Annotated in this window: 29 protein-coding genes and 1 riboswitch; of the genes, 11 read left to right on the top strand and 18 right to left on the bottom strand. The window is 38.1% G+C overall.

Going from position 1 to position 24,726, the window contains the following annotated elements; all coding sequences use genetic code 11:
* Nucleotides 1-211 precede the first annotated feature (211 nt).
* The 3 genes from glyQ to obgE all read right to left on the bottom strand — a co-directional run bounded on the left by glyQ (nt 212) and on the right by obgE (nt 2,692).
* Nucleotides 212-1,084: a glycine--tRNA ligase subunit alpha gene (gene glyQ / locus VB691_RS13750; protein WP_323292065.1), complete on the bottom strand. Its 873-nt coding sequence runs from the start codon at nt 1,082-1,084 to the stop codon at nt 212-214.
* Nucleotides 1,085-1,232: 148 nt separating this feature from the next.
* Nucleotides 1,233-1,694 carry a DUF29 domain-containing protein gene (locus VB691_RS13745; RefSeq protein ID WP_323292064.1) on the bottom strand — a complete coding sequence of 154 codons (462 nt, stop codon included), beginning with the start codon at nt 1,692-1,694 and terminating at the stop codon, nt 1,233-1,235.
* Nucleotides 1,691-2,692: a GTPase ObgE gene (obgE, locus tag VB691_RS13740; protein ID WP_323292063.1), complete on the bottom strand. Its 1,002-nt coding sequence runs from the start codon at nt 2,690-2,692 to the stop codon at nt 1,691-1,693. The genes VB691_RS13745 and obgE overlap by 4 nt, the downstream gene beginning before the upstream one ends.
* A gap of 204 nt (nt 2,693-2,896) precedes the next feature.
* On the opposite strand from obgE, the gene VB691_RS13735 reads away from it, so the two are divergent.
* Nucleotides 2,897-5,257, top strand: a complete 2,361-nt coding sequence (locus VB691_RS13735) for a GUN4 domain-containing protein (protein ID WP_323292062.1) — start codon at nt 2,897-2,899, stop codon at nt 5,255-5,257.
* Between the two features lie 95 nt (nt 5,258-5,352).
* On the opposite strand, the gene VB691_RS13730 is transcribed toward VB691_RS13735, so the two are convergent.
* From VB691_RS13730 to VB691_RS13695, 8 genes are all read right to left on the bottom strand, one after another.
* The gene (locus VB691_RS13730; RefSeq protein ID WP_323292061.1) at nt 5,353-5,646 is read right to left on the bottom strand and encodes a type II toxin-antitoxin system RelE/ParE family toxin; all 294 of its coding nucleotides are present in this window, start codon (nt 5,644-5,646) and stop codon (nt 5,353-5,355) included.
* Nucleotides 5,646-5,936, bottom strand: coding sequence for a ribbon-helix-helix domain-containing protein (locus VB691_RS13725; protein WP_323292060.1), 291 nt, complete (start codon nt 5,934-5,936; stop codon nt 5,646-5,648). Before VB691_RS13725 ends, VB691_RS13730 begins: the two co-directional genes overlap by 1 nt.
* Nucleotides 5,937-6,010: 74 nt before the next feature.
* Nucleotides 6,011-6,202, bottom strand: coding sequence for a type II toxin-antitoxin system RelE/ParE family toxin (locus VB691_RS13720; protein WP_323292059.1), 192 nt, complete (start codon nt 6,200-6,202; stop codon nt 6,011-6,013).
* Nucleotides 6,203-6,231: 29 nt separating this feature from the next.
* Nucleotides 6,232-6,369 carry a hypothetical protein gene (locus tag VB691_RS13715; protein ID WP_323292058.1) on the bottom strand — a complete coding sequence of 46 codons (138 nt, stop codon included), beginning with the start codon at nt 6,367-6,369 and terminating at the stop codon, nt 6,232-6,234.
* Entirely contained in the window at nt 6,362-6,583 is a 222-nt protein-coding gene (locus tag VB691_RS13710) for a type II toxin-antitoxin system VapB family antitoxin (protein ID WP_323292057.1), read from the bottom strand. The genes VB691_RS13715 and VB691_RS13710 overlap by 8 nt, the downstream gene beginning before the upstream one ends.
* 114 nt (nt 6,584-6,697) lie before the next feature.
* Nucleotides 6,698-7,396 (bottom strand): Mo-dependent nitrogenase C-terminal domain-containing protein, encoded by a 699-nt coding sequence (locus VB691_RS13705; RefSeq protein WP_323292056.1) that lies wholly within the window; start codon nt 7,394-7,396, stop codon nt 6,698-6,700.
* Between the two features lie 125 nt (nt 7,397-7,521).
* Nucleotides 7,522-8,076, bottom strand: a complete 555-nt coding sequence (locus VB691_RS13700; RefSeq protein ID WP_416245094.1) for a L,D-transpeptidase — start codon at nt 8,074-8,076, stop codon at nt 7,522-7,524.
* Between the two features lie 159 nt (nt 8,077-8,235).
* A complete protein-coding gene (locus VB691_RS13695; RefSeq protein WP_323292055.1) occupies nt 8,236-8,931 on the bottom strand; it encodes a ComF family protein in 696 nt (231 codons plus the stop codon).
* 315 nt (nt 8,932-9,246) lie between these two features.
* Between VB691_RS13695 and VB691_RS13690 the strand changes: the two genes are divergently transcribed.
* From VB691_RS13690 to VB691_RS13675, 4 genes are all read left to right on the top strand, one after another.
* Nucleotides 9,247-10,335 carry a Fe(3+) ABC transporter substrate-binding protein gene (locus tag VB691_RS13690; RefSeq protein ID WP_323292054.1) on the top strand — a complete coding sequence of 363 codons (1,089 nt, stop codon included), beginning with the start codon at nt 9,247-9,249 and terminating at the stop codon, nt 10,333-10,335.
* A 138-nt stretch (nt 10,336-10,473) separates the two neighbouring features.
* Complete coding sequence (locus VB691_RS13685; RefSeq protein WP_323292053.1) at nt 10,474-10,731, top strand: FeoA family protein; 258 nt, start codon at nt 10,474-10,476, stop codon at nt 10,729-10,731.
* Nucleotides 10,732-10,742: 11 nt separating this feature from the next.
* Nucleotides 10,743-11,753 (top strand): multicopper oxidase domain-containing protein, encoded by a 1,011-nt coding sequence (locus tag VB691_RS13680; protein WP_323292052.1) that lies wholly within the window; start codon nt 10,743-10,745, stop codon nt 11,751-11,753.
* 53 nt (nt 11,754-11,806) lie between these two features.
* The gene (locus VB691_RS13675; RefSeq protein ID WP_323292051.1) at nt 11,807-12,574 is read left to right on the top strand and encodes a hypothetical protein; all 768 of its coding nucleotides are present in this window, start codon (nt 11,807-11,809) and stop codon (nt 12,572-12,574) included.
* Nucleotides 12,575-12,735: 161 nt separating this feature from the next.
* On the opposite strand, the gene VB691_RS13670 is transcribed toward VB691_RS13675, so the two are convergent.
* The 5 genes from VB691_RS13670 to VB691_RS13650 form a co-directional block, all read right to left on the bottom strand.
* Nucleotides 12,736-13,101, bottom strand: coding sequence for a nitrogen fixation protein (locus VB691_RS13670; protein WP_323292050.1), 366 nt, complete (start codon nt 13,099-13,101; stop codon nt 12,736-12,738).
* Nucleotides 13,102-13,346: 245 nt separating this feature from the next.
* Nucleotides 13,347-13,649, bottom strand: coding sequence for a DUF4278 domain-containing protein (locus VB691_RS13665; RefSeq protein ID WP_323292049.1), 303 nt, complete (start codon nt 13,647-13,649; stop codon nt 13,347-13,349).
* 41 nt (nt 13,650-13,690) lie between these two features.
* Nucleotides 13,691-13,765: riboswitch (Glutamine riboswitch) on the bottom strand.
* Nucleotides 13,766-13,974: 209 nt separating this feature from the next.
* Nucleotides 13,975-14,403 carry a hypothetical protein gene (locus VB691_RS13660; RefSeq protein ID WP_323292048.1) on the bottom strand — a complete coding sequence of 143 codons (429 nt, stop codon included), beginning with the start codon at nt 14,401-14,403 and terminating at the stop codon, nt 13,975-13,977.
* A gap of 306 nt (nt 14,404-14,709) precedes the next feature.
* Nucleotides 14,710-16,935, bottom strand: coding sequence for a PBP1A family penicillin-binding protein (locus VB691_RS13655; protein ID WP_323292047.1), 2,226 nt, complete (start codon nt 16,933-16,935; stop codon nt 14,710-14,712).
* Nucleotides 16,936-17,062: 127 nt separating this feature from the next.
* The gene (locus VB691_RS13650; protein ID WP_323292046.1) at nt 17,063-17,302 is read right to left on the bottom strand and encodes a hypothetical protein; all 240 of its coding nucleotides are present in this window, start codon (nt 17,300-17,302) and stop codon (nt 17,063-17,065) included.
* Between the two features lie 194 nt (nt 17,303-17,496).
* Here VB691_RS13650 and bioB point away from each other — a divergent pair, with 194 nt between their 5' ends.
* From bioB to lspA, 3 genes are read left to right on the top strand one after another with little or no spacing between them, the layout of a single operon-like run.
* Complete coding sequence (gene bioB, locus VB691_RS13645; RefSeq protein WP_323292045.1) at nt 17,497-18,603, top strand: biotin synthase BioB; 1,107 nt, start codon at nt 17,497-17,499, stop codon at nt 18,601-18,603.
* Nucleotides 18,566-19,207, top strand: a complete 642-nt coding sequence (locus VB691_RS13640; RefSeq protein ID WP_323292044.1) for a biotin transporter BioY — start codon at nt 18,566-18,568, stop codon at nt 19,205-19,207. Before bioB ends, VB691_RS13640 begins: the two co-directional genes overlap by 38 nt.
* Before the next feature lie 45 nt (nt 19,208-19,252).
* Entirely contained in the window at nt 19,253-19,726 is a 474-nt protein-coding gene (gene lspA, locus VB691_RS13635; RefSeq protein WP_323292043.1) for a signal peptidase II, read from the top strand.
* Nucleotides 19,727-19,886: 160 nt separating this feature from the next.
* Here the strand turns inward: lspA and VB691_RS13630 are convergent, their stop codons facing one another.
* Nucleotides 19,887-21,128, bottom strand: a complete 1,242-nt coding sequence (locus VB691_RS13630) for a bifunctional oligoribonuclease/PAP phosphatase NrnA (RefSeq protein ID WP_323292042.1) — start codon at nt 21,126-21,128, stop codon at nt 19,887-19,889.
* A gap of 210 nt (nt 21,129-21,338) precedes the next feature.
* Here VB691_RS13630 and VB691_RS13625 point away from each other — a divergent pair, with 210 nt between their 5' ends.
* The 3 genes from VB691_RS13625 (at nt 21,339) to VB691_RS13615 (ending at nt 24,244) form a co-directional block, all read left to right on the top strand.
* Nucleotides 21,339-22,127 carry an ABC transporter permease gene (locus VB691_RS13625; RefSeq protein WP_323292041.1) on the top strand — a complete coding sequence of 263 codons (789 nt, stop codon included), beginning with the start codon at nt 21,339-21,341 and terminating at the stop codon, nt 22,125-22,127.
* 48 nt (nt 22,128-22,175) lie between these two features.
* Complete coding sequence (locus tag VB691_RS13620; RefSeq protein WP_323292040.1) at nt 22,176-22,595, top strand: hypothetical protein; 420 nt, start codon at nt 22,176-22,178, stop codon at nt 22,593-22,595.
* A gap of 68 nt (nt 22,596-22,663) precedes the next feature.
* Nucleotides 22,664-24,244: a hypothetical protein gene (locus VB691_RS13615; RefSeq protein WP_323292039.1), complete on the top strand. Its 1,581-nt coding sequence runs from the start codon at nt 22,664-22,666 to the stop codon at nt 24,242-24,244.
* A gap of 37 nt (nt 24,245-24,281) precedes the next feature.
* Here VB691_RS13615 and VB691_RS13610 read toward each other — a convergent pair whose 3' ends face one another.
* Nucleotides 24,282-24,677, bottom strand: a complete 396-nt coding sequence (locus VB691_RS13610; protein ID WP_323292205.1) for a four helix bundle protein — start codon at nt 24,675-24,677, stop codon at nt 24,282-24,284.
* Between the last annotated feature and the right edge of the window lie 49 nt (nt 24,678-24,726).

Raw genomic sequence — 24,726 nt, 5'->3', positions numbered from 1 at the left:
CAAAAACCCGATTTTTAAAGACTGAAACCAAGCATCACTTCGTTACTGTTTGGTAAAAAATCGGGTTTTTCAATCTTAGGTACAAGATCTCAGTTTAACAATTCTACAGTAACACAAGTATACTTTGACAAGCTGTTACTGAGCGCAGTCGAAGTAACAGCTTGTGTTAATTTTTACATCTCAAATGTAAATACTATAGTTGATATTTAGCTTATTTTTGCAGAGGAAAATTTAATCTTTCTCGTTGCTGTAAATATAAGTTAGCAACTTCCCTCGCTAAGTTACGAATACGACCAATATAACGGGTTCTTTCCGCAACGGCAATGACACCCCTTGCATCTAATAAATTAAAGGAATGGGAGCATTTTAAGACATAATCTAAACTGGGTAATACTAACCCCCTATCAATTAATTGTTTGGCTTCTTGTTCATATAAACTAAACAATTTAAACAGTAAATCTGGATCAGAAGCTTCAAAATTGTAGGTACATTGTTCCACTTCACTTTGTAAGAAAATATCCCCATAATTAATCTTGTCATTCCATTGTATCTTGGTCATGGCTTCTACCCCTTGCAGATACATTGCTAACCGTTCTAACCCATAGGTTATCTCAATAGAAACGGGACGGCAATCAATGCCCCCACATTGTTGAAAATAAGTAAATTGGGTGATTTCCATGCCATCTAACCAGACTTCCCAACCCACACCCCAAGCACCCAAAGTTGGGGACTCCCAGTTATCCTCGACAAAGCGAATATCATGATCTTCCGGTTTAATTCCTAATGCTCTGAGGGAGTCTAAATAGATTTCTTGAATATTATTAGGTGAAGGTTTAATTAAGACTTGATATTGAAAATAATGCTGAAAACGGTTAGGATTTTCTCCATAACGGCCATCTGTAGGACGACGACAGGGTTCTACATAGGCCACTGACCAAGGTTCCGGGCCAATCGCTCTGAGAAATGTATGGGGACTCATGGTTCCTGCCCCTTTTTCTGTATCATAGGGTTGGGCAATTAAACAGCCGCGATCGCTCCAAAATTCGTGTAATTTGGCAATGATTTCCTGAAAATTAATTGACACTGTTTAACTTTCCTTACCTAAATGACTTTATTATGTTCAATCACTTCCCATTGTACCGAAATTAGGCTCAATTATCATCTTAATTCTAGAATTTTTTAATTTTCAGTTAGTACAATCATAAAAATATTGTATTCTGACTGGTAATTGTCTAGGGTAAATAGTCAGGATTTAAGGTATTTTCTGGGGTAAAAGGAGAGGTTTCAGGAAAGGTTTGTAAGGGTAAACCTGTTTCTGCTGCGGCTAAATCTCTAGAATCTTGATAGCATTCTTCAAATACTTCAATAAAATAACGTTTTAAACTAGGACTGGTTTGAAAAGATTCTTTCAGTCTTTTTCGATGTTCAACAATGGTAAATAACCAGCTATTGCTTCGTTTTTCTGCTTGATATTGATATTTTAGTAAGTGCATGAGAAGAATTCTTAAATTGCTGGTGACAGATTTTTTCTCACTTCTTCCCATGTCTTCCATTTCTTCAATTAAGTTTACTAAATCAATTTCTGTAAATTTTTCTTGACTTAGTAATTTAATTGTGTTAACTATCCACAAATAATAATCTTTATCATACAAATTATGATTTTTTTGTGGGTTTATTTTTAAGTTTTGGGTCATAATACTTCCGCTTCATCTAACATTTTCCAAACAGTTTGCAAGAGTTCATCTAATCCAGTTCTCGTCACTGCTGAAATAGTAAAAATAGGAGAATCACTTAACTTTTGTAGTTCTTTTGTCATTAATTCCAGAGTTTCTTGATCCGCAGCATCAATCTTATTAAATGCAAGAATTTGGGGGCGATCGCTTAATCCTCGGCCATAGGCTTTTAACTCTTGTTGAATCACTTGATAATCTTTAATAGGATCATCTGAAGTAATATCAACTAAATGCAATAATAGGCGAGTTCGTTCAATATGTCGTAAAAATTCATGACCTAATCCTATACCTTCGTGGGCCCCTTCAATTAACCCAGGAATATCAGCAAAAACTGTTCCATCTCCCGTCGGTTTTCTCACAACACCCAAGTTAGGAATTAAAGTAGTAAAGGGATAATCGGCAATCTTTGGACGAGCAGAGGAAAGAGAAGAAATTAAGGTCGATTTTCCCGCATTAGGTAAACCAATAATTCCCACTTCAGCTAACAATTTTAACTCTAATCTTAGGTTTCTATGTTCCCCTTCCAAACCTGGCAAAGCATATTCTGGGGCGCGGTTTTGGTTGCTTAAAAAGTATTTATTTCCTAATCCTCCTTTTCCCCCTAGGGCCACACAAAGAATCTGACCATTTTCAATCAAATCTCCTAATATTTCATCGGTTTCTAAATCATAAATTACCGTGCCACAGGGAACCTCAATAATAATATCTTTACCCATGGCCCCCGTACGATTATTGGGGCCGCCACGTTGGCCATTGTCTGCTTTAAAAAGACGCGCATAACGGAAGTCTAAGAGAGTTTGCAGGTTGTTTACGGCTTTTAAAATTACTGAGCCACCTTTTCCTCCATTTCCCCCCGCAGGGCCCCCCGCAGGGACGTATTTTTCCCGTCTGAAGGCGACAATACCATCTCCTCCCTTACCAGCTTCTACTTCAATTTCAGCGCGATCAATAAACTGCATTCTGATTCTTCTAACTTCTCAATAGGTATAACATTATATTAGAGTTTGCTCTCAAATAGCGATCGCTTATCCATATCAGGTGACAAAAAACTCTAGTGCTAGAGTTTTTCTCTCAAACAGCGATATAGTTGCACTCACGGAACAAGACCGTACTATAATTTTAAGGAAATTAGAACTTTAAGATTATTTCTAACTTCTACGGTAATGACAGAATCTACAGATAAATCGTCTAATAGTATTACTGTTGGCGATCAACCAGCGACAGAAGATGCACTTGGTTTTACTCCTTATGTCATTGCAATGGCTGAGTTTTTAACTCATCCTAACACAAAAGCACCTCTTACTATTTCTATTGAAGGTGAATGGGGTAGCGGTAAATCTTCTTTTATGAAGCAGCTTGAAACCCAGATTAAAGAGAAGTCTAAAGAATTAGAAAAAGAAAAGTTAAAGGAAATTTGGAAGGAAATAAAAGAACTAAATACATTAAATATATGTGATTTTTTACAATTAAAATTTGGGTTAAAACAAAAAATACAAACAGTTTGGTTTAACGCTTGGAGACATGATAAATCCGAATCTCTCTGGGCTACTTTTGCTTTATCATTTCTAGAGCAAATTTCTGAAAATCGAGATCTCCACGATGTTATTCCTAATTTCTGGAGTCATGGCAGGCTGCTTGTCTCTCGTCTTGATTTAAAAAAAAACTGGGTTAAAAATGTGTTAGGTATTCTACAAAAATTTGCTACATTTATATTTATTGGAGGAATAGCTGTAACAATTCCCTATTTATATATTAGAGAAAGAAATAACCTAGCAACCTTTTCTAAAGAGATTGTTTGTCAATTAGAAAAAAATGAAAAAAATAAAGATGATAAGAAAGATAATGAAGATAAGTCAACAACCGAAAATAAATCAAAAACGATAGAAAATAACAGTTGTTCAGGAAAATATGATAGCACTCTTAACATTTTACTGTTTTTGATGGGAGGAGGAGGAAGTTTTTCAGTAACTTTTGTTTTACTGGCTAAATTGAGAGATTTAATTGGAGATTCTAAGCTAGATTTAAAGGAATATTTAGAATCACCTGACTATGATAGCCAAGTTACTTTTATTGAAAAGTTTCATGAAGATTTTTCTAAAATTGTCAATGCTTATGCAGGTAAAGATGAGAAGGTTTATGTTTTTATTGATGATCTTGATCGTTGTGAATTAGGTAAATCTGCTGATTTGTTACAATCTCTAAATCTCATGATTTCCAATGACCCAAATATAATTTTTATCTTGGGAATGGATCGAGAAAAAGTTGCAGCAGCAATAACATTTAAACAGAAAGATGTACTTCCTTTTCTAGCTTCAACCTTAACAGAAAATCAGGCTCAGAAAACAGAAAATGATAAATTAAGGAAACAATTGGACTATGGCTTTAGTTTTATGGAAAAGTTTATCCAGTTATCATTCTCAGTGCCTAAACCTTCTCAGAATACATTAAATGGCTTTCTTAAAACAATCTCTGAAAACAAAAAAGAAACTTCCCCAGAAAAATACTTTTTGGGGATTTCTCATGTTTTAATTATCAGATTTTTTGATGAACTGAAAGACGAGCCACCAAAGGAGAAAACTCCCAATTCACAACAAATAGAGGATTCATCTCTAAATTTAGGTTTAGATATTTTTCCCATTATGGAAAAAGATTTAACTGATGAAAATCTTGCTGATCTGATCAAGATGGTTGCGCCTTTTTTTGATTATAATCCCCGTAGTTTAAAGCAATATATTAATGTAGTTAGACTAAGAACTTATATTGCTTATTATGCTGTGGGTGTTACTTTTGAAGAAAGAGGAACGATAACCATAGAACAAATAGGTAAATTTATTGCACTTACCCTTAAATATCCCCGTCTTCTTCTTGCACTACAGAAAGATGATCAGTTACTTGTTACATTGGAAAAACTCGCTCTCGCTAACCCTGAATTAACAAATAATGCCAATGAGTGGATTAATAACCCCCAAATAAAAGAAATACTTTGCTATGGGAAGGAAAATGAGGAAAAATATAGTCTTCAGAAAGTAGATATACAAAAACTTTTGGTGGTTTTACCAGGTAAAGGGACGCTATCTTCTAAATATTTCAAACTCCGTGACTTCCTAGCCGCAGGTAAATGGAAAGATGCTGACCAAGAAACCACTAAAGTCATGCTTCAAGTTGCTAACCGAGTGTCTGAAGGATACTTAAATATTGAAGATATCGATAACTTCCCCTCTAAAGACTTACGCACCATCGATCAACTTTGGGTTAAATACAGTAACGGTAAATTTGGCTTCAGTGTTCAAAAGAAAATCTACATCGATGAACTTGGTGGGACAAAAAAGTTTAATGTAAAAATCTGGAAAGAATTTAGCGATCGCGTCGGTTGGATGAAAGGAGGCAACTGGTTGAGCTACTCAGACCTTACTTTTGAATTACTTGATACTACACCTGTAGCACACCTACCTCGGCTGGACGTTGGCGTTCTTCGTTGGGCTTCGTTGGCTTGGGTTTGTCTTCTCTCGCGCAAAGAGTTGTGACCTGTAGCATATCGCCATTACAAGCCATTGTCAAAAGTTAATTTTGAGTTCTTTTTTTAGGAACTCGTGGGCTTTTTTCCGATTTTTTATCCTTTTTATTCTTCAAATATTGCCTCTAAATCTCGATATCCACTAACGACTCTTGCGATTTCAATTCCATTTTCAACAGCAAAATAAAAGATTAAATAATCCTCTACTGGAAAACTTCTTAAACCAGAAAATAACTCATCCCGTCTACGTCCCATATTAGGAAATTGAGTTAATCTATCACATACTTGCCTGATTTTTTCTTTAGTTCTCCTAGCAGCTTGTGGATTTTTAGAAGCCAAATAGTAATTAATCTGTTTTAAATCCAGTCTAGCAGAGGAAGTAAAAATGACTTTGCCCATTATTTTGATTCCTCATTCATTGAGAAAAGATTAGCTTCTATTTGTTGAATATCTTCTTCTAATTCTTTAAACACTTCTCGTCCATCAACCGTTTCACCCCGTCTTAATTCTTCCACTCCTATCATGACTTCCTTTTTTAATTCCTCAAATCTTCCCTTATAAATTCTTTCTCTTTCTTCTAACAAACGCAATGCTTCTTGAATCACCGCTAAATCATCTTGATACTTCCCAGTTTGAATTTGCTGATTAATCGAATTCTCTATTTCTGGAGTTAGTTTAATGGTTTTCATGGCTTTTTAATTATTAGTTTTACCCTTATATTTTACCAGATTTAGAGCAGATTATAAAACCATCCCTGTTAATATCATTGATCTTTTTTTGATTCATATTCAGTAATAATCCTTTGAATATCATCTGCTGCGATATCAGTTTGTTGAGATTTTGAGTAAATGGTTAGTAAGATGATTGCTTGGGCTGTTTTAAGATAGTAAATTAAGCGATAACCCCCGCTTTTTCCTTTTTGGTTGTCCCTATTTCTGACTCTCAACTTAAACACTTCATAGCCAATATTAGAAATGCGATCGCCTAGTTTTTCTCCTTGTTGGAGTTTTGTATAATAGGTTGAAGATCATTACGAATATTGAGATACTTTTTAGCTAGTTTGCGGAGATTGCGCTGAAATCTTTGGGTTACTTCAACTTGAACTTTTGGTATTTCAGACATTTTCCATTTCTGCCCAAAGTTGAGAAATTGGAATGGTTTGTCCAGTCATAGCTTCATGCCAAGCTTGAGAAAAATCTTGGAGTGTTTCCTCTTTTTTTCGACGCTCAATATATTCTTTTAACGCTTCTTCAATCAAAGTTTGTTGATTGTTATGTTTCCCTAATTCTAAGGCCTCTTGTAGTAAATTATCATCAATTTGTAGCTGAAATTCCATGTCAATTTCCCCCTTTTTTTTTATATCTGAAAAATCCCCTAAATTATAACTGAATCCCCATGAAATAGAGAGGCGATCGCAGATGAAAAATAAAGCGATCGCCCCTCAAAAAAATCAAGTAAATTCCGAAATATCTTCCTCACAGTCATCTGCTAAATAACACAAAGCACGAAATCTTAACCCGACTAATTGTTCATAGAGGGGGTTTAATTTACATAAAGGGGGAATATGAACAATTTTATGGCCAAATAATTTAATATCTCGCTCAAAAGGACATTGAGGGGGAACCATCTTACAGATAAAACGGGCCAAACGGGGATCATGAATATCCATCCCATCTAACCAGTCTTTGAGAGGATATAAAAGATCGGGGTGAGGATGAGGGGGACTGACTAAACCACTGGTTTGATCTAATGCTAAGGCTTCAGAATGTTCTGCCAGGGGTTCACAAAGGGTGTGTTCTAGACTTTCTAAAGCCTCGACTTTTAAGCCTAATGCCTCACTAAACTCATGTAACAGTTTCGCTTCAGGAGCAGAATAAATGCCATCCGCGATCGCCACCAAAACAGCCGTTCTTAAGAAGTTTTCACCGATTTTGGGATCATGGCCTAAAACCTCAGCTAGTTCTTCCGGGGTGATAGAGGTGTATAAGACAGTTTCTGGGTAATCAAGAGCTAAGTCTTGGGTTAATTCGGCAATTAACTGTTGTTCTTGGGGGTCATAGTCCCCGTCACACCAAGCAATGGTGAGTAAACCTCGCAACCAGGCGGAAATTTGCTCGGTTGTATAGGAGTATTTTCTAACACTAGCCATAATCGTCTTAATATTAAACGCTTCGGGTGAGATCGGGAGACGATTGGTTTTTGTCTCCCTACTCTTGATCTTAACTTTTCTCTGGCGTTAATCGAAACAATTCACAGCTAGAAGCTTGTGTCAATTCATTGAACAATTACCGGAATTCCCGTTTTAACTAATTCATACAAGGCTTTAACATCCCGATTTCTCATGCGAACGCATCCATGAGACACTGCTTGACCCATGACGTGTTCTCCAGGGGTTCCATGAAACCCGATGTGATTTTTGCCATTTGTCCAAAAACCAATCCAGCGTTCTCCTAAAGGACTATTGGGGCCGGGTGCGCTTATTCTGCCATTCCAGGGGTTTTTCCACTTCGGGTTCTCGACCATCTGCATGACTGTAAAGTTACCTTTGGGGGTTTCCCATCCTTTTTTGCCGATCGCCACAGGATAACTGGCTAAAACCTTATCATCTTGATAGGCATAAACCCGACGTTCTTTCAAGTTAAGCACAAGACGGGTGGCTAAAACTTGGTTGGTTTCGGAAGGTATGGCCACGGCCTCTTGTTGAACAGCAGGGGCCGTCATTTCTGGGCTTACTTCCTCGGCGATCGCATTTCTTGCTATCCCTACAATGGGTAATAGTAAACTCCCGCTAAGCACTGCAATTGTCAATAGTGAACGATTGAAAAACATTTTTTGAAATCCCAATGCAATACTAATGGTTTAAGTTAATCAGGGGTGAGTTGTCTCACCTGCATTCTAAAAGCGTCCTTCAAGAATACTTTCTAAAATTAGCACTTTCTTAATAATTTTTCAGCTATCCTGAGCTAAATATCAAGAGTCCATAATATATCACAACAAAGTTTTCAAGACAAGCTCTCTATTAAGGGATTGATTTTGGGTAGTAGAAACAGCAATAATTCCTAACACTTTGAATCCTTGAATACTTAAAACTTTCGCTGCTTCTTTGGCGGTTGTGCCTGTGGTATAAATATCATCAATTAAAAGAATTGGGGTTGATAAAGGATGATTTTGTAGGGACTTTCCTAACGAAAATGCTTGTTGAATATTAGCTTTTCGTTGTTCTGGTGTCAAGCCAAACATTGCTTCTGTTTGACGAATTCGTATTAACCCTTTAGTTTTTAAGGGATATTTAGTGATTTGACAAAATCCTTTAGCAATCAGATCTGATTGGTTAAATCCTCTTTCTTTTTCTTTCGTTAAATGTAAGGGAATGGGAATAATTGTCGGTGTTTTCTGGGTTTTTATTAAAGTATATTTTAGCCAAGTTTCGCCGAGCCAAAATCCTAAAAATTCTCCGATTTGAGGATTATTCTCATATTTTAAAGCTGCGATCGCCTGTTTTAATTTTCCTTCATATTTTCCCCAAGCAAATAAGGGTAATTCTCCTTGCCACAATTTTTTAGGATGTTTTAATTGACAGCTTTTTAATTGTCGTTGACAATCATAACAAATTTCTTCATCTGTGGAACGTTGACAGAGGGGACAATTCTCTTTAAGAAAGATTGATAAAATATTCTTTAACATAATTATTTATTGTACATTTAATGATTAACTATTCTCAATTATTTCTGCTTATTGATAAAAATCAGCAAGACAAAATTGATTGAGGGAATTTGTCAAGACTTGCTAACGAAACAGGCTAAACTCCTCAGCACGCCTAAAACTAGCTTGATATAAGGGTCATAAAGATTTTTATCCCTGAATAATATGGCGATTTTGTTGGGTTTAAGGAAAAATTACGAAAAATTATCGGGAATTATTAGCAATAGTGCTACAATACATCAGACAATATCGAGAATAAAAAGCAATCTAGTATCAAGGAGTGGAACCCAATAAACCGTGAGAAAACTATCGAGACGACTATTTCTGAGTGGAAGTACAGCGACAGCAGTTATTGGTATGAGTCAACTGATGACTAGCTGTGGACAAAAAAACAGCAATAACACCCCGTCCCCTAGCCCAAGCGCATCAGTAACAGGGGAGTTAAACCTTTATTCTTCCCGTCACTACAACACAGATACGGCATTGTATGAAGGGTTTACCAAGGAAACAGGGATTAAAGTCAACTTGGTAGAAGGGAGTGCAGATGAACTAATTGAGCGCATCCAAAGCGAAGGAGAAAATACCCAAGCTGATATTTTAATGACAGTGGATGTAGCCAAATTATGGCGGGCCCAGGAAGCAGGTCTTTTTGTTCCTATCTCCTCTCCTATTTTAGAAGAAAAAATTCCCCCATCCTTGCGTAACCCAGAAGGATATTGGTTTGGGTTTACCAAACGGGCGCGGGTGATCATGTATAACAAAGAAAAGGTGAAACCAGAAGATTTATCGACTTATGAGGCGTTAGCTGATCCCAAATGGAAAGGTAAGATTGTGATGCGCCCTTCTAGCAATATTTATAACCAATCTTTAGTGGCATCCTTAATTCAAGCAGATGGGGAAGCGAAAACGGAAGAATGGTGTCGGGGTTTAGTAGCGAATTTTGCCCGTCCCCCCCAGGGTAATGATATGGGACAAATTGAAGATGTGGCCGCAGGAGTAGGGGATTTAACTTTGGCCAATACATACTATTTAACCCGTTTTGCCAAGTCAGAAGAACCAGCGAAAAAAGAAGTTTTTGCCAAAATTGGGGTATTCTTCCCTAACCAAGATGGCAGAGGGGCCCACGTTAATATTAGTGGGGCCGGGGTGGTGAAAAATGCGCCCCATAAAGAAAATGGGGTCAAATTTCTGGAATATTTAACCAGTAATACAGCCCAAGAATTCTTTGCTAAGGGCAATGATGAATATCCGGTTGTAGCAGGAGTAGCCCTCGATCCAATTTTAGCCAGTTTCGGCACATTTAAAGCAGATGAGACGGATATAGCTGCTTTTGGCCCTAATTTAGCCACTGCGGTCAAAATTATGGATCGGGCGGGCTGGAAATAGGGAGAGAAGGATGTGTTGTCGGGGCAATTCATGAATTGCCCCCAGGAAACGAAACAAGGTGTGAGGATTTAATTAATGTCAAACTTATTACGTCTGACAATTTATTTATCAATTACTGTGATTTTTTTACCTTGACAAATGATGCAACAAACCAGAACAACTTATCTGCGAGAACTCCCCATAGGAGCAAAGGGTTATATTGTTGGATACGACAAAATATTTAGGGGTTATCAAGGCAAATTATTGTCTATGGGTTTAACCCCAGGAACAGAATTTATTTTAGTCAGACAAGCATCAATTTATTGGCCGGTGATGATTGAAGTTAAAGGTAATTTAATTAAATTACAAAAACCGGAAGCTGATGCTTTATGTATTGAAGAAAATGAGTATTTATAGGTTAATAAATCATGTCACAATTTTCAACAGATTCACCGCTTAATAGTTGGAGTCGTCGCCAATTTATGCAAAGTTCCCTTACATTACTAGGACTAGGTTTGGCCGGAGGAACTATAGGATTACGTCATCTGATTTCTCGCAGTAATTATGGGGTAAAGATTCCTGATATTACTCAAGATGATAACCCAACTCTTGATAATCCTTTTAATCCTATGATGCTTTTAAGGGATTTTGATTATGGGACAATTAAACGAGAAAATGGGCGAGTTGTTCGAGAGTTTAAAGTGGTAGCTAACAGCAGTTTATTACATCTCAACGGTAGCATTTCTTTTGTTAGTTGGAATCTCAATAATCGTGTTCCTGGCCCGACTTTGAGAGCAAGAGAAGGGGATAAAATTAGGATTATTTTTGAGAATGAAGATGGCCATTCTCATAGTTTACATTTTCATGGGAATCATCCTTCAGAAATGGACGGCGTTAAACCTATTCGTCACGGTAAAACTGCTATTTATGAGTTTGAAGCAAAACCATTCGGAGTGCATCTTTATCATTGTCATGTTGCCCCTGTTACTCGTCATATTAGTAAGGGTTTATATGGAATGTTTATTGTTGATCCTCCTCAACTACGTCCCCCCGCAGATGAGATGGTTATGGTATTAGGTGGCTATGATATTAATAATGTTCGTAAAAATGATTTATATGCTTTTAATGGCATTCCAAATTATTACCGAGATCATCCTATTTCTATCTACAAAAATCAGTTAATTAGACTCTATATTCTCAATATGATTGAGTTTGATCCTGTGGCAACTTTTCATATTCATGGCAATATGTTTAAAGTCTATCGTACCGGGAGGAGTTTAACCCCTGATGAGGAAACCGATATGATTACAATGGGAACCGCAGAACGCCATATTTTAGAGTTTTCATATAATTATCCTGGAACATTTATGTTTCATCCTCATCAAGATACTATGGCAGAATATGGATGTTTAGGAATATTTAATGTTCTAGATACTTAACTGATTTACAATGACAGTAAGTTTGAATTAATGACTAATAAGGAGCATCAACTATGATTAATTTTCGTTATATATCTCCCCTACTTTTAGTTCCTTTTGCTATCACTTTAACCAGTTGTAGTCAAGCAGAAAAAACCAAAGATAATGCTCAAAGTTCTCCCCAAGAAGTGGTAGAAACTGATTCTAAAAATGAAGACAGAGAATATTTAACTACTTTAGGGTTAATGAAAGGTCATTTGTTCATTGCTAAACAATTAATAGACCAAGGAAAATATGCAGAAGCAGAACCCCATATTGGTCATCCTGTAGAAGAATTATATGGGGATATTGAGGAACAATTAACTAAACGCAATGTGAAGGATTTTAAATCAACTTTAAATCAACTTCATGATGGTGTCAAAACAAATCCAAAGTCTGATAAAATTAAAGGGCAATATGATACTTCAATCATCGCTATTGATCAGGCGATCGCAGCAGTTCCTGCGGATAAATTACAATCTCCTGAGACAATTTTACCCGTTATTAATGGACTATTAAAGACAGCAAATGCCGAATATGAAGCGGCGATCGCTAATGGTAAAATTGTCGAAGTAATTGAATATCAGGACTCCATGGGATTTCTGGTTTATGCAGAACAATTATATCAATCTATTGCTAAACCCATGAGTGAAAAATATCCTGAGAAAAATGAAGTTATTACCACTACATTACAGGAATTAAAAACAGCCTGGCCTTCCGTTAATGCACCAGAAAAACCTGTCATGACTCCTGAACAAGTATCAGAATTAGTGACAAAAATCAAAGATAATAGTAAAATGTAGACTGAGTTTAGGATAATCTATACCTACCAGATTAACACAGCTAAGATGAAGCTATAAATTAAGTTTGTAGTTAACAATATCTGCTAAAAATAAGCCATTTAGAGTTAACTACAGACTAATAGTTGAAAGCATCAAATTAGCTGTGTTATTTCATTTTAAATTTAACAGCTACCATCATCTTTATGGGGTGTGGGTGCTACCGTATTAATATTCCCTTTTATCACACCATTAATGGCTATCACAGGGTCAGTTTCACTGGTAATATAAACAGTAATGCCGCGACGACTCAAACGTTGAGTTAAGCCCTCTCCAGCTTCTCCTGTAATTAAGATACTATGATCCAAAGGATGGGGTGTGATATCATCATCATGGAGATCGTGAAAGGTGGGTAAAGTATCAGGAATTTCTAACTTTTCAATCAGGGTTGGTTGGGTTTCTTGACTCCCTTCATATACCAAAAATTTCCTGGCCCGGCCAGTTTTTCCGGTAATTGTTTGAAAATCTTGACTAACTAGGGCGAATTTCATGACTAACTTACCTAATTCTCGTTCCGAAATGTTAGCATAAGTTCATCCTAATTGATGGAAAATAATCTTAAATTTTAATTATTTTTAGCACATTTCGCAAATTTATGAATTATTAAATAACATATTCTACATAAATAAATCCTGTTTATGATGATATAACATCAGAAATAGGTTCTATGCAACGCTAAAATTCTCCCGGCTGAAATAGCAAGGAGAATTTTATTGTTAATAATATCTGCATTGTTTTATGCTTGCGTTAGGCCAATTTCATTAGCTAAACGAATGTGCATAGATTCAGCGCGATCGCATTGTTTTTGTTGACGACGTAACATCAACCACCGAGACTTTTGTTTAATATTGCCTTCAGAAGTAGGGTTATTGTCGTATTTAACGCCCCGCCAAGTCAAGTTAACATTAGGTTGATGTGCAACTGATGTATTTTGATTGCGGAACCGCCAATCAAGTTCCTGACTATTGATATCAAGGGGAGAAAATTCGACCGTAGGGGGGTTGTATTCGTATTGGACACCGCGATAATTAAGTTTCATCGTTCTTGCCTCCGAGTAGTGGACTGTTATTGCGATCGGTAGGCGCGTTCCTTCGGGAGAGTTCCCTACTTCCGTCTTTCAACCTCCCAGACAGGAAAACTTGAAAGATGAACGATTTAGTTTCTGTATCTATTGTTACCGTTTTTTAGATAAATGTCAAGGGAGCATAACTTAATCTGGGGAGGGATCTCTGACGGATTTATTTTAATGGAAACCCTATCATTTCTTGAGATCAGGGTTTATTTGTGTTGGGTTTTTGCTGGAAATAGTCTGCTCAAACAGTCATAAAACTTAATGATTGGCTGAAGTTAGAAAACTAGATTTATCACTCTGTGCTTTTTTCGATTAAATCTTTGAGATATTCCTCTGTATTAATATCTTGATTGTAAGAGACTTTAATTAGGTTCTTGTAAGCTTCTGAAACTATTTTGATAATTTGATCTAATCTGGCTATTTGTTCTTTACATAAATTGATTTCTGTGGTTTTTATTTCCAATTGATTCCAATATTTATCTTCTATTGCTTTGATAGTCAATTGATGATTATTGTGTAATTCTTCATATATTTGTTTGTCTCTAACTGCATTATCAGAGATTTTTTGATTAAATATTTTTTTAGAATAGTGAGTCATTATATAGATCGCAATGACGTATAAAGTAATTAAAATTTTGCTGCTTATGTCATTATACTTCATCGCCCATAGTGCTATTATTACTGCAATACCTGAGAGAATATGTATGGTTTCTTCTAACATTTTTTTTGGTTCCTTTTTAATGAAAAATTTAACTTGTTATTATTATAATGTTGCTTTTTTTGGAGATGCCTATTCTAAAGAATTAAGCAATATTTTGTCCTAGGGGAATAATAGACACAATACTCACTCACAGGCCCGAACTGTAGAGGTAAGTAGTCGGACATAATTAAACGAATACAACTTGTAGGGTGGGCATTGCCCACAATAATCTCTAGATCAGCGTTTTAGCCTTTTGGTGGGCAATGCCCACCCTACGCTTATTTATGTCCGACCACTTAATTCATGAATTACCTCTACAAAAATCACCTAATTTTCCTTCATATAATCACCCCATAAAGCAGCAGCTTGACCACTGCTGCCCCTGGTTGCCGAATTATCATCATTACCCAACCAAATACCCGTAGCCAGATGACGACTGGGAATATAGCCCACAAACCAGAGATCAACCGCTTTATCAGTGGTTCCCGTCTTTCCCGCTTCCCCCAAGCCAATACTAGCCCCTCGCCCCGTACCACCGCTTACAACACCCCGTAACATAACCGTCATGGTTTGGGCCACGGGGGGAGACATAGCCTGTTGCGTCCCGCTATTATCCTGGTCAAAGGTATAAATTTCTCGACAAGTCTGCCAGTTATTATCATCTGTGCAGTCACTGCCATCTAAAATACGACGAATAGCATGGGGACGGTTCCAAACCCCATCATTAGCAAAGGCAGAATAGGCCCCCGTCATCTCTAATACAGTCGTCTCACTTTGCCCTAAAACTAAGCCAGGAACAGCCTCTAACTCAGATTTAACCCCTAACCGTTGGGCCATCTCTACCACACGGTTTAACCCCACTTCTCGCGCTATCTGTAGCGCAATAGTATTCTCTGACTGAGCCAAACCGCGATACATATCCGCGGCCCCGCTACTTCTTTCACAGGGTTTATAAGCTTGTCCCTGCCAACGAATACCCCCACAAGAATAGGACTTACCTGGGGAGATCCCTTGTTCTAAGGCCGCAGCATATGCAAACACCTTAAAAGTTGAACCTGGTTGGCGTTTTGCTTGGGTAGCCCGGTTAAACTGACTTTGTTTATAGTCTGTTCCCCCGACTAAAGCTAATATTTCCCCTGTTTTGGTGTCTAAAGTTACCATGGCCCCTTGGGAAAAGCCATAATTAGGCCCTTGGGTTTTTACTGTTTCCCCTAACTTCTTTTCTGCTTTGGCCTGTTTTTCAAGATCGAGGCCTGTTTCTACAATAAAGTTACCTTCTTTGGCCACTTCATCCCCTAATAAGTCCTGTAATTCTTCAAAGACATAACCATAGAAATAGGGGGCAAGACTGTTAGCGAGGGCTTTTCGGGCTTCAGGACTAATATCAATACGCGATCGCCGGGCCCGGGCTGCTTCGTCAGGGGGGATCATCCCTAAAGCAGTCATGCGACTAATCACCCGATTTCGCAATTGTACGGCGGTATCATAGTCTTGGACGGGGTTATATAGGTTGGGGGCCGGTAACATGGCCACTAAGGTTGCAGCCTCAGAAATATTCAGTTTAGTGGCAGATTTATCAAAATAGAATTGGGCCGCATCTTCAAACCCATAGCTTCCCACCCCTAAATAGACGCGGTTAAGATAGGTTTTTAAGATAAAATCTTTGCTATAAACTGCTTCTAGTTTCAAGGCGACGATCATTTCTCTTAACTTGCGCCCTGCGGTGTTTTGTCGTCCCACTTCAGGGAACAAACTGCGGGCCAACTGTTGCGTTAGGGTACTAGCCCCTTGACGAATACCGTCATCTTTTAAATTAATTACCACTGCCCGCAAAATACCATAGGGATCTACCCCAAAATGCCAATAAAAGCGACTATCTTCAGAAGCAATAAGGGCTTTGGTTAAATAGGGGGAAAAGTCTTTTAAATTATCAATTTCTTGGTGGGTGTCCCTACTAATGGGGTTTAGGTGCGTTTCTTGATCACCCGCATAAATGACGACGGGGCCGCTGACTCCAGAAGGTAAGGGACGCACAGCAATTTTACTGGTTTCCCAGATCAACCATAAAATAAGTAGGGTAAATATTGATCCGGTGCCATAAAGTCCATATCTGAACCAACGCATCCATACTGGCGGGGGGTTATGATAGGTGAAGGTGGCCGCATTCTTTAATTCTGGGGGCCCCAAGGTGATCACATCCCCATGACGCAGGGGTAAATTATCTAGTCTTCGTCGTTTGTAGTAAACCCCATTGGTAGAGTTTTCATCTTTGAGGATGAAGTGACGGGGGTTCTTTTTGTCGCGGTGGAGGGAACAATGAACTTGACTGACAACAGGGTTTAGTATCTTTATATCACAGGATCTTGAACTGCGTCCGATGATGTAGCGATCGCCAATTAAGGGATAGGTTTTAGGTTCTTCTTTTTCTTCCTCTTTTACCCTTAATTCTGGTACTTTTGCCCCTTTTTTCAGCACTGATGGGCCAAAGTTGGTCTTAGCCATTTGTTGGACAGCTTGGGTTAAGATTTGACTTAGGGGTGGCTTTTGGGTCATAGGTTTGGGATGGGCGATCGCTGGTTAATGCGTATTCTAGCTTACCCATTATAAAGACGATGGTAAGGCTTTCAAGTGTTTCCTAAATTTTTGTCAGTTAGAACATCAATAAATAAACAGTTTTGTATTAAGAACTATTACAAAATTTTGGTCTAAGGTTTCCCATCAGAAAGGACAGTTTTATCATTGGAGCAATGGAAATAGAGGGAATGGACAGCAGACAAACTAATAGTAAATAATAAAATACCTTACGAGCTTGTCCTACTTCTAAATGATTAAGACGCTCATCTATTTTATCGAGCTTTTGACTGATTTGTCCTAAAACTTCACTCAGATCAGTTGTTACTTGTAGGGGCGTATTAGACATGATTCATAATGGTTGAATTAATGATGTTGAGATTTGTGCCTTCTCAGGCTGTTTCAATTAAACCCCCAGGAATAGGCATATATAGACATAACGATATTATGTCCCTACGGAAAGATTTCTTGCTGTCAACTCTGGTTAAAATCCTTCAAATGATACAATGCAGATGATTCTAAACAGCATCAGGTAAGACTATCGTGGTTCAAATATCCGTCTCACCCCCTCAAACTCAGTCCCTACCCCAAGAAACCGCCCAATTAAAGGCCTGGTTACAATCAATCGTACAACGCATCATAAATGGCGATCGCCTCAAAAAAACCGAAGCATTAACCCTCACCCAAATAGAAGGCAAGGACAACATTTTATTATTGTGTGAAGCAGCAGATCAAATTCGTCAAGCCTGTTGCGGTAACGTAGTTGATTTATGTAGCATTATCAATGTTAAATCGGGCAACTGTTCGGAAAATTGCCGTTTTTGTTCCCAGTCAGTCCATCATCAAGGGGAAGACTCCCCCATCTATGAGCTAAAATCTTCAGAAGAAATTCTCGCCCAAGCCAAGGCAGCAGAAGCCGCAGGGGCCAAACGCTTCTGTTTAGTCAGTCAGGGACGGGGGCCAAAATATAGTAGCCCGAAATCAGGAGAATTTGAGCAAATATTAGAAACAGTAAGACAAATTACCACCCAAACCAATATTAAGCCCTGTTGCGCCCTCGGAGAAGTTACCTTAGAACAAGCACAGAAACTTAAAGAAGCAGGTGTTACCCGTTATAACCATAACCTAGAAGCCTCAGAAAACTTCTATAGCGACATTGTAAGCACCCATAGCTGGGGCGATCGCGTGGAAACTGTAAAGAACCTCAAAGCTGCCGGAATACAAGCCTGTACAGGCGGTATTATGGGGATGGGAGAAACCTGGGAAGATCGGGTAGATTTGGCTTTATCTTTGCGGGAATTACAAGTAGACTCCGTTCCCATTAACCTCCTCAACCCAAGAGAAGGAACCCCCTTGGGCCATTTACCAAAATTAGATGTATTTGAGGCATTGAAGGCGATCGCCATTTTCCGCTTTATCCTGCCTGAGCAAATTCTCAGGTATGCGGGGGGCAGAGAGGCTGTTATGGGAGAATTACAAAGTCTAGGGTTAAAATCGGGAATTAATGCTATGCTGATTGGGCATTACCTTACAACCCTGGGACAACCCCCAGAAAAAGATCACGCAATGCTAGAATCTTTAGGACTGCAAGGGGGTGAAGCTCCAATTCCTGGTGAGTATCAAACGCAAACCCATAAAACAGCTAACTAATACAAAAACCTCATCAACGGTGTCTTTTGCCAATGAATTTCTTTGGGCGATAATCGGCTTATTATTAACAGTTTTCAGCACCTTTGTTGAAGCTTTCGTCACCAATATGCCCTGGACTTGGTCAGATCAAGGGGTTCATTCCTTACCCCTTGGGGTCACGTTTCAAGTTGGGGCCGTACTCCTAACGGGGTGTATGGGAGGGAAAAACGCGGGGTTACTCTCTCAAGTTGCCTATGTATTCTTGGGACTATTTTGGCATCCTGTCTTTGCTCAAGGCGGGGGTTTGGACTATTGGCAGCAACCAAGTTTTGGTTATATTTTGGGCTTTATGCCTGGGGCTTGGCTTTGTGGTCTTATGGCGTTTCAAACTAGGACAAAATTAGAATCTTTGGCTATCAGTGGACTGAGTGGGTTGTTAGTGATTCATCTTTGTGGCTTAATTTATTTGCTTGGGTTGTCTTTTTTAAGCCCTGTAACTGTTCCTCATAGCAGTCTGTTCGAGATGATTATTAATTATTCAGTACATCCGATTCCTGGTCAGTTTGTGATTGTTTGTGCTATGGCAATTATTGCTTTTATTTTACGTCAAATTTTATTTTATTAATTGCTCAAAATTATTTGATAAACATCCCATTGATGGGGAAGATTTATGAAAAGAAATCGGTGGTTTTGGTTAGTAGGTTTGCTTGGTTTAATTCTTGATCAAATCACCAAGTATTGGGTAGTACAATCATTTACTGATATTGGAGATACTTTACCTTTATGGTCAGGGGTTTTTCATTTTACCTATGTAGTTAATACAGGAGCAGCTTTTAGCTTTTTTACGGGAGGGGCTAAATGGTTGCGTTGGCTTTCTTTAGGGGTAAGTTTAGCCTTAATGGCCTTTGCTTGGTGGGGAGAAAAAATGAGTATAACGGAACAATTAGGCTATGGTTTTATTTTATCCGGTGCATTAGGAAATGGGTTAGATCGTTTTTTGTTTGGTTATGTAGTGGATTTTTTGGACTTTCGTTTAATTAATTTTCCGGTGTTTAATTTTGCTGATGTTTTTATTAACATTGGCATTGTTTTACTTTTAATTGCGAGTTTTACTCCTCAGTCTTCCCCTAAGTCATTTCATTAAAAATTAGTCTCAGTTTCCCGTAAAAATTTTAGCCTTTTATTAATACGCTTTTGACAATTCATGACTTATATTTACCTTTAAAAATTGTAAAAGCTACCTAAATAGGTAGCTAATTTTTCTAAATCCTCAAGGATGTTTTTTGTTAGAGTATTATGAAAATCTAAGCATGAATGACTTGATTTTTAGGATTAATTAATCGCAAAAGTTTTTGTTTAATTTGGGCATCTACTAATTCCCATTTCAACTTAGTATAATCGCTGTCATCATTGCCACCGCCAAAAAATCCCATGGAAATCTCAAAACCACCAGCCATCTCTCTACCGCCACCATAATAACGGCCTTGAGCATCTTTTCCTAATGCTTCTTTGAGAAATTCATCGGGATCTAGGGTAAGTTTATTGGTGCGTAAAGAACCTATTATCACTTCGATTTCATGCTCTTGGTCATGAATAATACCATAAACCACAGCAGTGTGAATATTCTCCTCAGTCACTAAAAAATCGGCAGCTTGGGGAATGGCATCACGATCTTCATATCTTAAGTAGCCAACCCCCGCAATGGAGAAATTATTTTGAATCATACGGTTTTTCAGCGATCGCTCGATCACATCCATTACCCGACCCGATCGCGCTGATTGTAACACCGAATTGAGTAATTGAGGATCATAAACACGGGATAAATAGGCCGCTGCGAGTAAGTCTTCTTCCTGTGCTTGTAATAACCCATTGGTATCAGAGCGAATGCCGTGCATTAACGCTGTGGCACATTTGACATGAGTGGGGTTATTACTATTAAAGTCTAATAGTCCTGCTTGTAAATATTGAGTGATAATGGTGGCAGTGGCGCGAATTTTGGGGCGCAAATCAATAAATTCAGCGTTGATGTTACCCTGTTGTGTATGATGATCTACCACGATCACAATGGGGATTTTTGCCTGTTTAACATAAGGCATTAATTGGCTGGTATTACCCTGAGAGTCTACTAAGACACAGCCTTGATAAATGGAAAGATCACGCTCTTTCAGGGTGCTAACACTCCACCGTTTGGCGGGTAAACCTGTCAGTCTGACAAGGGCAATATTTTCTTGGTGAGAAAGTGTCCCTGCGTAAACGATATCACATTCGATCTCATAAGGCTGAGCCATCAATTGATAAGCCCAGGCACTCGAAAGGGCATCAGGATCTGGAAAATCCTGGATAACGACGATATGACGCTCACCATGGTGAGATTCTAAGGTTTGTTGCAGCTTTTGTGCCAGTTTCCCCAAGGATAGACATTGACTCCCCTTTCCACTTTCTGGGGCAGTATTTGTCCCATTGTCCTCTTCTACTTTATTGAAGGTGGATGGTAATTTGGTGGGTGAGCTATTATTCCCCGTAGGAGTAAGTAAGGTTGATTTCATCTGCTAAGCTTTGGTTAAACGATGATTGGGTTGATTAACGTTTGTGATTTAGATCACTTGGGGTTAAGGTTTACCATCTCCTCAATAAAATGTGGAAAGGACTATCTTGATGAAGTGTAAAAGCTATTTAAGGAGATTTACCGTATATTTGACTACTTTATTCATGACTCTACTTATTATTATTATATCTCCTCTAGATGATTTTTTACTATGAAGTGGTTCCTTAAAAAAGTCTTCACCATTCTTTCGGTTTATTATGCTGATATGTTAGAGTATCGAGCAGAAATATTTTTATGGGTTTTATCTGGTTCCCTGCCTATTATTTTGATGGGGGTTTGGGTAGAAGCTGCCCAAGGGGGAAAATTTGTCTTAAGTGCGACAGAATTTGCTCGTTACTTTTTTGCTGTTTTCCAAATTCGTCAATTTACTAATGTTTGGGTGATTTGGGATTTTGAACAAGAAGTTATTGAAGGAAAATTATCTTTTAAATTGTTACAACCTTTTGATCCTGTATGGCATCATATCGCCCGACATATTGCCGAAAAATTTACCCGTCTTCCTTTATCTATTTTTCTTACATTTTTATTTTTCGCTCTCTATCCTCAAGCTTTCTGGATACCCAATATCCTGAATATTTTTCTATGTTTAATGACGATAGTAATGGCTTTTACCTTACGATTTTTAATTCAATATACTTTTGCGATGGGTGCTTTTTGGACAGAAAGGGCAGCCGCAATTCAACAATTTTGGTTGTTATTTGATATATTTTTATCAGGTGTTGCTGCCCCTTTGGATGTTTTTCCCTCTACTGTTCGTGATATTGTTATGTGGACACCCTTCCCTTATACTGTTTATTTTCCAGTGGCTTTATTGCTTGATTTTCCGGTTAATATAATTAATGGTTTCTTGATTATGTTAGGTTGGATCAGTATTTTTGCTATTCTCAATCGTTGGTTGTGGAAACTAGGGTTAAAACAATATTCAGGTATGGGCGCATAAACTAAAACGCATTCTATCATATATCTTATTAGTATAGGAAATTTAACAATGGAACGGGGTCTTTTCTGGTTGTCTTTACTTATGGTTTTCTTTGGGTTAGCTTGGGCTGGTTGGAATGAATATAAAAAAGTAGAAGCCTATGGTAAATGGGCAGAAGATTTTGACCAAGCTAAATATGATATCTATGCTATGATTGGGGTCAAAGGGAAACAAATAACTTGGGGTAAACCTGCTCGTTTTATTCCTGATAATTTACATAACTTTTCTTTACATGATGTTGACAAAATTCAACTTTTAATCAATGATCGTGTTGTAGAATTAACGGAGTTGCCAACCAAAGGAAAAGCCGTAATACAATTTAGTTTCTTCGCTCAAAATACTCCAGCAATTAAAATTCCCTTTACGGAGATACCCTTAGCAGCTAAATGGACTATGTATTTAGAGGAATTGAAAAACAAAATGATCTAGTATAGACTTTTTGTAGGCGTAATTCATGAATTTCCTCTACAGATATTGTTTACATTATTGTCTTTAATATGAAACCATTTATTATTTTTGTCAGTCTTGCTTGGTTACTCAATAGTTGTAGTAACCCTAAACAAGCAACGCTTAAATCTAATAAAAATTGTCCTTCTCCTCCTTCATCTCCTCCGATTTTTCAAGTGAAGGGAGAGGAAGAAATTTATCGTCATTTACAAAGCCTGGATATTATTAAAACTGAGTCAACCCTGACCTTTCAAAGTGCATATTATGACTTTATTTTTTGCCAGGAAAATCAAAGTTGGATCGTTAAAAAAGGAACCTATAAACCTGCTGAAACTCCCCCGAAAACCTATGAAGAAGCGATCACAGAATTAGGAGATCCTCCCTATAAAACCTTAGAATGGCAAGGGAAATCTTATCAATATCGGGTGTTTCTTGATCCTAATCCTTTTCCCGATTTTAAGGTTGAACCCAAACAGGTTATTTTAGAACTGATTAAACCAGATAATAATCAGCCTCAGCGTCAGATTTTATACACCTTAGATCAAGTTAAAGCGAAAAAAGCCGGAATTCAATTGGGTATTCCTGCCATTACAGCTAGTATTATTGACCAAGATCGCTTTTATTGGGCAATTTCCCCCGAACAAGGGGAAGGCAATGGGGGAATTGCTACCATTGCGACTTATGACCCCAAATTGGCTAAAATTAGCCTAATTCAACCCCCAGAATTAGCTAAACAACAAATTAATGATCTAGCGATCGCCAAAACCTCAACCGGACTAATTTTTTGGTTAGGGACACAAATTAGTGGGGAGGGAAACCCCTATTTAGCTGGAATGGCCCTGGTTTCCTACGATCCTAAGTCTCAAAATATTAAATCCTATAATCCCCGAAATAGTCCCTTAATTGGGGTAATTCCCCATGAATTAGCCTTAGATCAAGATAAATTATGGGTTGCCACAGGTAATGGCGTTTGTCAGGTAAAATGGCAAAAAGTCGAGGTTGCTGAGAGTTGGCAATGTTGGCAGTTTAAGTTACAAGCCAAGATCCCAACGGAGGGACTTAAGTTATATTCTAGTTTGTTAGATTCGACCCCAGATGCTACCCTGAAACCGACTGAGACAGAGGAAACCGTTGAGGTGTTATGGTGGTCACTTCAAGATTATGAAACCCGTCAGGGACGCTATGAAATCCTCTATCAGCCCGGTTTTAAGGCAACTTTAAAAGAGAATGGGGCTATTCTTTGGTCAGAAATTTATCCCGACTCCCAAAAACCCAAGCCTTGGCAAGCTATTTTATACTGGCCAGGGAGAGATTGGGTATGGAAAGGCGATCGCTTTGTACGTCCTTTTGATAGTGTTCCTCTCAATAGTTTTGGGGGTGGCCCTGGGGGAATTAGTACCTGGAATATGCCTCAACAACAACGGCCAGAAATCTATGCTATGCGCGGCAATTTAGATTTAATTAAGTTAACTAAAAATTTAACGGAAGTGAAACATTATTCAGCCTGGGTTGATGATAGTTTGTTACAACCTTCTGTGAAGATCGTTCCTGTTACCAAACCCCAAACAATTAAACCAAACCCTTTACAGGCGATCGCCGAAAAAATTAATTCACCAGTGAATAATGAATAGCAGAGGGGGCAGAGGGGGCTGAGGGGGCTGAGGAAGATTAACGTTTCATTAACCAAGGGGTGGGATTTTTAATCATGTTTACGAGGCCAGCAAGCACTTGATTATAAATTCCGTAAAGTCTTCGTCCATCTTCAACGTCCATATAATTACATTTTACAGCAAATTCTAGCCAAGTCTGGGTTTCAGCCGCTTCAGATTCACAATCATTTAGTTTAGCTACAAATGCTGCTTCATATCTCCGCTTTCTCCAGGCTTCAGCTAGATTGGCACAGACAGAACGGGAAGAACGGCGAATTTGATCAGTCAATGAATATCGTTCTTCAACCGGAAATTTCTTGGATAAATGGAAGATTTCCATAGCTGCACCAAACGCCTTTTTATAGATTTCTAGCTCTCTATGGTCTTTTATAGCTTCTTTTTGATGAGTTTCCATCTCTTGATCGATCGCCTTAACAACATCATCCCAGTCAATGACTTCAGTT

Origin of the sequence: Crocosphaera sp. XPORK-15E (assembly GCF_034931425.1) — a bacterium.
Lineage (GTDB): Bacteria > Cyanobacteriota > Cyanobacteriia > Cyanobacteriales > Microcystaceae > UHCC-0190.
Note: the sequence above shows the minus strand (reverse complement) of the source record. Positions and strands in the feature narration are given on the sequence as shown.

What these genes read in the sequence shown, in the direction of transcription:
- VB691_RS13630 (WP_323292042.1), bottom strand. Translation starts at nt 21,128, where the DNA reads ATGAAATCAACCTTACTTACTCCTACGGGGAATAATAGCTCACCCACC.
- VB691_RS13725 (WP_323292060.1), bottom strand. Translation starts at nt 5,936, where the DNA reads ATGAAAACCATTAAACTAACTCCAGAAATAGAGAATTCGATTAATCAG.
- VB691_RS13615 (WP_323292039.1), top strand. Translation starts at nt 22,664, where the DNA reads ATGAAACCATTTATTATTTTTGTCAGTCTTGCTTGGTTACTCAATAGT.
- VB691_RS13625 (WP_323292041.1), top strand. Translation starts at nt 21,339, where the DNA reads ATGAAGTGGTTCCTTAAAAAAGTCTTCACCATTCTTTCGGTTTATTAT.
- VB691_RS13675 (WP_323292051.1), top strand. Translation starts at nt 11,807, where the DNA reads ATGATTAATTTTCGTTATATATCTCCCCTACTTTTAGTTCCTTTTGCT.
- VB691_RS13680 (WP_323292052.1), top strand. Translation starts at nt 10,743, where the DNA reads ATGTCACAATTTTCAACAGATTCACCGCTTAATAGTTGGAGTCGTCGC.
- VB691_RS13650 (WP_323292046.1), bottom strand. Translation starts at nt 17,302, where the DNA reads ATGTCTAATACGCCCCTACAAGTAACAACTGATCTGAGTGAAGTTTTA.
- VB691_RS13695 (WP_323292055.1), bottom strand. Translation starts at nt 8,931, where the DNA reads ATGTTAAAGAATATTTTATCAATCTTTCTTAAAGAGAATTGTCCCCTC.
- VB691_RS13715 (WP_323292058.1), bottom strand. Translation starts at nt 6,369, where the DNA reads ATGTCTGAAATACCAAAAGTTCAAGTTGAAGTAACCCAAAGATTTCAG.
- VB691_RS13665 (WP_323292049.1), bottom strand. Translation starts at nt 13,649, where the DNA reads ATGAAACTTAATTATCGCGGTGTCCAATACGAATACAACCCCCCTACG.
- VB691_RS13730 (WP_323292061.1), bottom strand. Translation starts at nt 5,646, where the DNA reads ATGGGCAAAGTCATTTTTACTTCCTCTGCTAGACTGGATTTAAAACAG.
- VB691_RS13735 (WP_323292062.1), top strand. Translation starts at nt 2,897, where the DNA reads ATGACAGAATCTACAGATAAATCGTCTAATAGTATTACTGTTGGCGAT.
- obgE (WP_323292063.1), bottom strand. Translation starts at nt 2,692, where the DNA reads ATGCAGTTTATTGATCGCGCTGAAATTGAAGTAGAAGCTGGTAAGGGA.
- VB691_RS13685 (WP_323292053.1), top strand. Translation starts at nt 10,474, where the DNA reads ATGATGCAACAAACCAGAACAACTTATCTGCGAGAACTCCCCATAGGA.
- VB691_RS13610 (WP_323292205.1), bottom strand. Translation starts at nt 24,677, where the DNA reads ATGGAAACTCATCAAAAAGAAGCTATAAAAGACCATAGAGAGCTAGAA.
- VB691_RS13660 (WP_323292048.1), bottom strand. Translation starts at nt 14,403, where the DNA reads ATGTTAGAAGAAACCATACATATTCTCTCAGGTATTGCAGTAATAATA.
- VB691_RS13620 (WP_323292040.1), top strand. Translation starts at nt 22,176, where the DNA reads ATGGAACGGGGTCTTTTCTGGTTGTCTTTACTTATGGTTTTCTTTGGG.
- VB691_RS13745 (WP_323292064.1), bottom strand. Translation starts at nt 1,694, where the DNA reads ATGACCCAAAACTTAAAAATAAACCCACAAAAAAATCATAATTTGTAT.
- VB691_RS13655 (WP_323292047.1), bottom strand. Translation starts at nt 16,935, where the DNA reads ATGACCCAAAAGCCACCCCTAAGTCAAATCTTAACCCAAGCTGTCCAA.
- VB691_RS13710 (WP_323292057.1), bottom strand. Translation starts at nt 6,583, where the DNA reads ATGGAATTTCAGCTACAAATTGATGATAATTTACTACAAGAGGCCTTA.
- lspA (WP_323292043.1), top strand. Translation starts at nt 19,253, where the DNA reads ATGAAAAGAAATCGGTGGTTTTGGTTAGTAGGTTTGCTTGGTTTAATT.
- VB691_RS13705 (WP_323292056.1), bottom strand. Translation starts at nt 7,396, where the DNA reads ATGGCTAGTGTTAGAAAATACTCCTATACAACCGAGCAAATTTCCGCC.
- VB691_RS13700 (WP_416245094.1), bottom strand. Translation starts at nt 8,076, where the DNA reads ATGTTTTTCAATCGTTCACTATTGACAATTGCAGTGCTTAGCGGGAGT.
- VB691_RS13670 (WP_323292050.1), bottom strand. Translation starts at nt 13,101, where the DNA reads ATGAAATTCGCCCTAGTTAGTCAAGATTTTCAAACAATTACCGGAAAA.